At 55.6% G+C, this 6463-nt stretch carries 8 protein-coding genes; all 8 read left to right on the top strand.

Annotated elements, in window-relative coordinates; genetic code table 11:
• Nucleotides 1-1020 (top strand): tRNA guanosine(34) transglycosylase Tgt (tgt, locus tag ABYK60_RS18030; protein WP_372873380.1); only part of this gene is annotated, 1020 nt, incomplete at its 5' end.
• 26 nt (nucleotides 1021-1046) lie between these two features.
• Complete coding sequence (yajC, locus tag ABYK60_RS18025; RefSeq protein WP_372873379.1) at nucleotides 1047-1382, top strand: preprotein translocase subunit YajC; 336 nt, start codon at nucleotides 1047-1049, stop codon at nucleotides 1380-1382.
• A gap of 18 nt (nucleotides 1383-1400) precedes the next feature.
• The gene (gene secD, locus ABYK60_RS18020; protein WP_372873378.1) at nucleotides 1401-3251 is read left to right on the top strand and encodes a protein translocase subunit SecD; all 1851 of its coding nucleotides are present in this window, start codon (nucleotides 1401-1403) and stop codon (nucleotides 3249-3251) included.
• Between the two features lie 13 nt (nucleotides 3252-3264).
• Nucleotides 3265-4212, top strand: coding sequence for a protein translocase subunit SecF (secF, locus tag ABYK60_RS18015; protein WP_372873377.1), 948 nt, complete (start codon nucleotides 3265-3267; stop codon nucleotides 4210-4212).
• 207 nt (nucleotides 4213-4419) lie between these two features.
• The gene (locus ABYK60_RS18010) at nucleotides 4420-4737 is read left to right on the top strand and encodes a putative signal transducing protein (RefSeq protein WP_240590417.1); all 318 of its coding nucleotides are present in this window, start codon (nucleotides 4420-4422) and stop codon (nucleotides 4735-4737) included.
• 74 nt (nucleotides 4738-4811) lie between these two features.
• Nucleotides 4812-5171 carry a rhodanese-like domain-containing protein gene (locus tag ABYK60_RS18005; RefSeq protein ID WP_126167337.1) on the top strand — a complete coding sequence of 120 codons (360 nt, stop codon included), beginning with the start codon at nucleotides 4812-4814 and terminating at the stop codon, nucleotides 5169-5171.
• 8 nt (nucleotides 5172-5179) lie between these two features.
• Nucleotides 5180-6091 (top strand): bifunctional precorrin-2 dehydrogenase/sirohydrochlorin ferrochelatase, encoded by a 912-nt coding sequence (locus tag ABYK60_RS18000; RefSeq protein ID WP_372873376.1) that lies wholly within the window; start codon nucleotides 5180-5182, stop codon nucleotides 6089-6091.
• Between the two features lie 17 nt (nucleotides 6092-6108).
• A partial coding sequence (locus ABYK60_RS17995; protein WP_372873375.1) for a YaeQ family protein occupies nucleotides 6109-6463 on the top strand: 355 nt, incomplete at its 3' end.

Genomic DNA, 6463 nt, shown 5'->3' with positions numbered 1-6463 from the left:
GGCACTGTTAAAGGCATGACCCCAGAAGAAGTGCGTGCCACCGGCGCCGATATCCTGCTGGGTAATACCTTCCACCTGTGGCTGCGCCCCGGTGAAGAGATCATGCGCAAGCACGGCGACTTGCACGACTTTATGAACTGGCAGCGCCCTATCCTCACCGACTCGGGTGGCTTTCAGGTATTCAGTCTCGGCGATATCCGTAAAATTACCGAAGAAGGGGTGCATTTCCGCTCGCCCATCAACGGCGAAAAGATTTTTATGGATGCCGAAAAGTCGATGCAAATCCAGCATTCACTCGGCTCCGATGTAGTGATGATTTTCGATGAGTGCACGCCTTATCCGGCGACGCACGATGAAGCACGCAAGTCCATGCAGATGTCACTGCGCTGGGCTCAGCGTTCACGGGATGAGTTTGACCGCCTCGAAAACCCCAACTCACTGTTTGGGATTATTCAGGGCAGCGTTTACGAAGACTTGCGTGACGAGAGTCTCAAGGGGCTGCTCGAAATTGGTTTTGACGGTTATGCCGTCGGTGGTCTGGCGGTGGGCGAGCCCAAGGCAGACATGCATCGAGTACTTGAGCATGTGTGCCCGCAAATTCCTGCTGACAAACCACGCTATCTGATGGGGGTAGGTAAGCCGGAGGATCTGGTTGAAGGCGTACGTCGAGGCGTTGACATGTTTGACTGTGTTATGCCAACCCGTAATGCCCGCAACGGCCACCTGTTTACCAGTGAAGGGGTTATCAAGATCCGCAATGCGCGGCATCGTGATGACACTTCACCACTTGACGCCAAGTGTGATTGCTATACCTGCACCAACTATTCCCGTGCATATTTGCATCACCTTGATCGTTGTAACGAAATCTTGGGAGCCCGACTCAACACCATCCACAACCTGCGTTATTACCAAAGGTTGATGGAGGGTTTGCGCGGCGCCATTGAGACAGGTACATTAGACGCCTTCGTTGAGGACTTCTATACCAGTCAAGGGCGAGAAGTTCCCGAGCTAAAAGACTAACAATCAAGCAATAAGAAGAGAAAGCTATGTTCATTTCAAACGCGTATGCCAATGCAGCAGCCGGTGCACCTCAAGGTGGCGGCACCATGGAACTTGTGATCATGCTCGGCCTGTTCGGTCTGATTTTTTACTTCATGATCTTCCGTCCACAGTCCAAGCGCGTCAAAGAGCACAAGAACCTGATGTCTTCCCTCTCCAAGGGTGACGAAGTGCTGACCAGCGGCGGTATCCTCGGCAAAATCGCCAAGATTTCCGAAGACAGCGACTACGTTGTACTGGCGCTGAACGACAGCACCAACATCACCATTAAAAAGGACTATATTGCGGCGGTATTGCCTAAAGGCTCTATCCAGTCCCTGTAAGCCAAGAGGGCTAAAGGCGTGCTAAATAAATACCCAATGTGGAAGAACATCATGGTGGTGCTGGTCATCGCCATTGGTGGCTTCTATGCGGTGCCCAATTTGTTCGGTGAAGATCATGCCGTACAGGTTGTGGCAACCCGTGGTGCCGAGGTGACTGCGACGACTCAGTCCAACATCGCCGAGGCTCTGACTGCCAATGGTATTGGCGTTAAGCGTTCCGAGTTGGAAAACGGCCAGTTGCTGGTGCGTGTAAATAACGCGGAAGATCAGCTGACTGCCAAGGAAACCATTGCAGAGCTGCTGGGCGACAAATACACAGTTGCCCTGAACCTGGCACCTGCCACTCCTGAGTGGCTGGAATCCGTTGGTGGCAGCCCGATGAAACTCGGCCTTGACCTTCGCGGCGGTGTGCACTTCCTGATGGAAGTGGACATGGGCGAAGCCATCCGCAAGATGGAAGAAGCCAAGATTGCCGATTTTCGTGGTCAGCTACGGGAAGAGCGCATTCGCTATGCCGGCGTGCATCGCACTGTGCGTGGCATTGAGATCAAGTTCCGTGATGCCGAGACCGTAGGTCAGGCCGAACGTTTCCTCAAAAGCCGCAGCAACGACATGGTGTTTTCTGATATCTCCAGTGGTGAAAACTACGTACTGCTGGCGGTTATGAGCGAGGCGTACCTCAAGCAAATCAAAGAGGAAGCCCTGCAGCAGAACATCACCACCATTCGTAACCGTGTGAACGAGCTGGGTGTGGCCGAGCCTGTGGTGCAGCGTCAGGGTGCCGAGCGCATCATCGTTGAGCTGCCCGGTGTGCAGGATACTGCCCGTGCCAAGGAAATCCTGGGTGCGACAGCCTCGATTGAATTCCACATGGTAGATGAAAAAGCCGATGTGGCTGCTGCCAGCAATGGCCGTGTGCCAGCCGGCAGCGAGCTGTATCAGCGCCGCGAAGGTGGTCCGGTTGTACTGAAGAAAGAAGTGATGCTCACCGGTGACCATATCACCGGCGCCCAGCCTTCGTTCGACGAATACAGCCGTCCACAGGTTGCCATTCAGCTGGATGCCAAGGGCGGGGAAATCTTCTCCAACGTCACCAAGGACAACATCGGCAAGCCGATGGCGACCCTGTTCATTGAGTACAAGGACAGCGGTGAGCGTAACCCAGACGGCAGCGTAAAAATGCGTAAAATCGAGGAAGTTATCTCGGTTGCTACCATTCAGGCACGCCTTGGCCGTAACTTTGTTATCACGGGTCTGACCCACAGCGAGTCGCAGAATCTGGCACTGTTGCTGCGTGCCGGTGCCCTGATTGCCCCTGTGTCCATCGTGGAAGAACGCACCATTGGTCCAAGCCTGGGTGCGGAAAACATCGAAAATGGTCTGCAGGCAATGATTTGGGGTATGGCTGTGGTACTGGCATTTATGCTGGTGTACTACCGTGCCTTCGGTGTGATTGCCAACCTGGCGCTGTGTGCCAACCTCATCATGGTGGTGGGCGTGATGTCCATGATCCCTGGTGCGGTACTGACCCTGCCGGGTATTGCCGGTATGGTGCTGACCGTAGGTATGGCCGTTGACGGTAACGTGCTGATTTACGAGCGTATTCGTGAAGAGCTTCGTGCCGGTCGCAGCGTACAGCAGGCCATCCACGAAGGTTACGGCAACGCCTTGTCGACCATTGCCGACGCCAACATCACCACCTTTATTACCGCGCTTATTCTGTTTGCCGTGGGTACTGGTGCGGTGAAAGGCTTCGCCGTGACCCTGATGATTGGTATCGCTACTTCTATGTTCACGGCCATCGTGGGCACCCGCGCGATTGTTAACGCCCTCTGGGGTGGCAAGCGCGTGAAGAAACTGTCGATTTGAGGGAGCCAATACCATGTTTCAGCTTTTAGATATCAAGGGCTCCATCAACTTCCTCAAGCACGCGCTGCCCATCAGTATCCTGTCTGCCATTTTGGTGGTGGGTTCGCTGGTGTCGCTGGCTACCCGTGGCATTAACTGGGGCCTGGATTTTACCGGCGGTACTGTGGTGGAGATGGAGTTCTCCAAAGCGGCCAATCTGGAGACGCTGCGGAGCAACCTGACCGAGCCTGAAGTTGCCGGCGCCGTGGTACAGAACTTCGGTTCAAGCCGCGACGTGCTGGTGCGCCTGCAGGTGCGTGAAGGCGTGAAGAGCGACGATCAGGTTCGTGTGGTTATGGCCGAAGCCATAAAGCTCGATCCGGACGTTGCCCAGAAGCGGGTGGAATTCGTTGGTCCGCAGGTGGGTAAGGAATTGGCAGAGCAGGGCGGCCTTGCAGTACTGGTGGCGCTTATCTGTATCCTTATTTACGTGTCGTTCCGCTTCGAGTGGCGTCTTGCCGCAGGTTCGGTGGCCGCACTGGCTCACGACGTTATCGTGACCCTGGGTGTATTCTCCTTGCTGCAGCTCGAGTTTGACCTCACCGTACTGGCGGGTCTCTTGACGGTAGTGGGTTACTCACTCAACGATACCATCGTAGTGTTCGACCGTATCCGTGAGAACTTCCTCAAGATGCGTAAGGGCAGTCCGGAAGAAGTGGTTAACACCTCTATCACCCAGACCATGAGCCGTACCATTATCACAACGGGTACTACGCTGATCACCGTTGTGGCACTGTTCCTCAAGGGCGGTACCCTTATTCACGGCTTCGCCACGGCGCTGCTGCTGGGTATTGTGGTGGGTACCTACTCGTCCATCTATGTGGCGAGTTACCTGGCCATTCGCCTCGGTATTAACCGTGAGCACATGATGCCTGTGGAAGTGGAAAAAGAAGGCGCCGATCAGCCTTCCATCATGCCCTGAGGCTGATGTCCTGTGAAAGACCACCCTTAGGGGTGGTTTTTTTATGGCTGACTTTTGCCGACACCGAACAGCATGTTTTAAAAATGTTAACAATGACACATTTTCAGCGCTCGATTTTCAAGCAGTTTGCCGTTAGCATGGGCTGACCCCGGCCGTAGCGCCGCGGGCGACAATTACAAGAGACAGCAGTGGTTGTAGGAAAGTCCGATGGAAGAAAGAAAATGTTTGCTGGCCGGTGGCAATTTGCTGCAGGCGCATACCTGGAAGGGATTACTGCAGGCTTGTGGCATTCAGGTGGAGCTTAGGGGCGAAGCGCTCCTTGGCGGCGTGGGTGAATTGCCGGTGGATCTGCAGAATGTCGAGCTGTGGGTGAATGAGTCCGAGCTTAAAATGGCCCAGAGTCAGCTCGAAAGCCTAGCCTGCGACCGACCCCAGTGGCAATGCATCAACTGCCATGAGATGAACGAAGACAGCTTCGAGCTCTGTTGGCAATGCAGTGCCGAGCGCAGTGAAGCCCACAACTGATGGAATTATGCTGACTTGTGAAGCGCTTGGCGTCACACTACACTGGACGCAAACAGCATCATAAGGAATTCAAAATGCAGCATAATCCAGGATTTCTTGCCTTGGTTGAGTCTGTGCTTCCCAAGGTGACCGAGCTTTCCATCGAAGACTATCAGGCCGACGACAGCTGGCAGCTGCTCGATGTGCGCGAAGATCATGAATGGCTGGTCAATCATCTCCCCGGCGCAAAACATTTGGGCCGCGGCATTCTGGAGCGGGACGTCGAAACCCGTTTCCCCGATAAAGACACCCCGTTACTGCTATACTGCGGCGGCGGTTATCGCTCGGCACTGGCCTGCTACAACCTGCAGCTGATGGGATACACCCGGGTGGCGTCACTCATTGGCGGCTACAAGGCCTGGGTGGCGCGCAACCTGCCGCTGGTCAACGAATAGGGCCTGTCATGCAGTATTTCCCGCTTTTTATTGATACCCACGAGTTACCAGTACTGGTGGTGGGCGGCGGCGATGTGGCTGCCCGCAAGCTTGAGCTTTTATGCCGAACCTATGCCAGGGTCAGGGTGATTGCCCTTGAGGCCTGTGATGAGGTGAGGGCACTCGGAGCCGCCGGTAAAATTGATCTCAGCGAACGGGCAGTCAGCGACGAGGATATCCGTGACGTGCAGCTTGCTTACCTCGCCACCAACGATGAGGCGCTCAATGTGCGTTTGGCGGCGGTCGCCCGCAGCCGCGGTATTCTGGCCAATGTTGTGGATAATCCGGCTCATTGCCGCTTTATCACACCCTCTATCGTCGATCGGGGCCGACTGGTCGTGGCTATCAGCACCGCCGGCGCCGCGCCTGTGTTTGCCCGGGACATCCGTGCCCGGCTGGAAGCCTGGCTGCCCCCCTCGCTGGCGCCGTTGTTTGACTTTATTGCCGAGCGTAGGGTGCAGGTGCAAAACCGCCTTGACAGCGTGCCGGAGCGGCGCCGCTTTTGGGAGCGTTTTTTTACCCTCAATGGCGATAGATTTGATGGCAACACCCAGGATCATTTTGACGATTCATTTGAGAACATAGGCGCCCAGGGTGAGCTTCTGCTGATTGATGAAGACACTTCGCCACGGCTGCTGCCGATTGCCGCCATGGCGATGTTGCAGCGTCTTGATTGCATCGCCAGCAATTTAACTGTGCCGATGGAGCTCAATGAACTGCTGCGCCGCGACGCAGACCGAGCTGCCCAACCTGCCATCGGTGAGCTCGAGCATTGGTTGGCGAGTGGCAAGCGGGTGCTGGTGTATGCCGGTGCGGCCGACATCAAGGCGCTGCGGGCGCATTTTCCCCAGGCCAGGCATTTGAGGGCCGGTGCGCTTTAACGCACGGCGCAGGGCCGATGACGCTCAAATCCGATATTCACAAGCTTACCCTGTCCATTACTGACCTTGGCCGCAGCTATGTGGCCGAGCATAAGCTTACTGTGGCCCGCCACCCGTCCGAAACCGAGCAGCGGCTGATGCTGCGGCTTATCGCCTTTGCCTTGAATGCATCGCCCACACTTAAATTTGTCGGTGAGCTTTGCAATCAGGATGAACCAGAGCTGTGTGAGCCGGGACTCGATGGCCAGTACCGCCTGTGGGTTGAATTTGGGCTTGCGGATGAGAAGCGCATTAAGCGCGCCAGTCACCGTGCTGATAAGGTGTTGGTGTGTGCCTATGGCGGTCAGGATTTGACTGGTTGGTGGAAGCAGC

Source organism: Shewanella sp., from assembly GCF_041630135.1.
Taxonomy (GTDB): Bacteria; Pseudomonadota; Gammaproteobacteria; order Enterobacterales; family Shewanellaceae; genus Shewanella.
This window is presented reverse-complemented; position numbering and strand designations above follow the sequence as displayed.

What these genes read in the sequence shown, in the direction of transcription:
- ABYK60_RS18000 (WP_372873376.1), top strand. Translation starts at nt 5,180, where the DNA reads ATGCAGTATTTCCCGCTTTTTATTGATACCCACGAGTTACCAGTACTG.
- yajC (WP_372873379.1), top strand. Translation starts at nt 1,047, where the DNA reads ATGTTCATTTCAAACGCGTATGCCAATGCAGCAGCCGGTGCACCTCAA.
- ABYK60_RS18010 (WP_240590417.1), top strand. Translation starts at nt 4,420, where the DNA reads ATGGAAGAAAGAAAATGTTTGCTGGCCGGTGGCAATTTGCTGCAGGCG.
- ABYK60_RS18005 (WP_126167337.1), top strand. Translation starts at nt 4,812, where the DNA reads ATGCAGCATAATCCAGGATTTCTTGCCTTGGTTGAGTCTGTGCTTCCC.
- secF (WP_372873377.1), top strand. Translation starts at nt 3,265, where the DNA reads ATGTTTCAGCTTTTAGATATCAAGGGCTCCATCAACTTCCTCAAGCAC.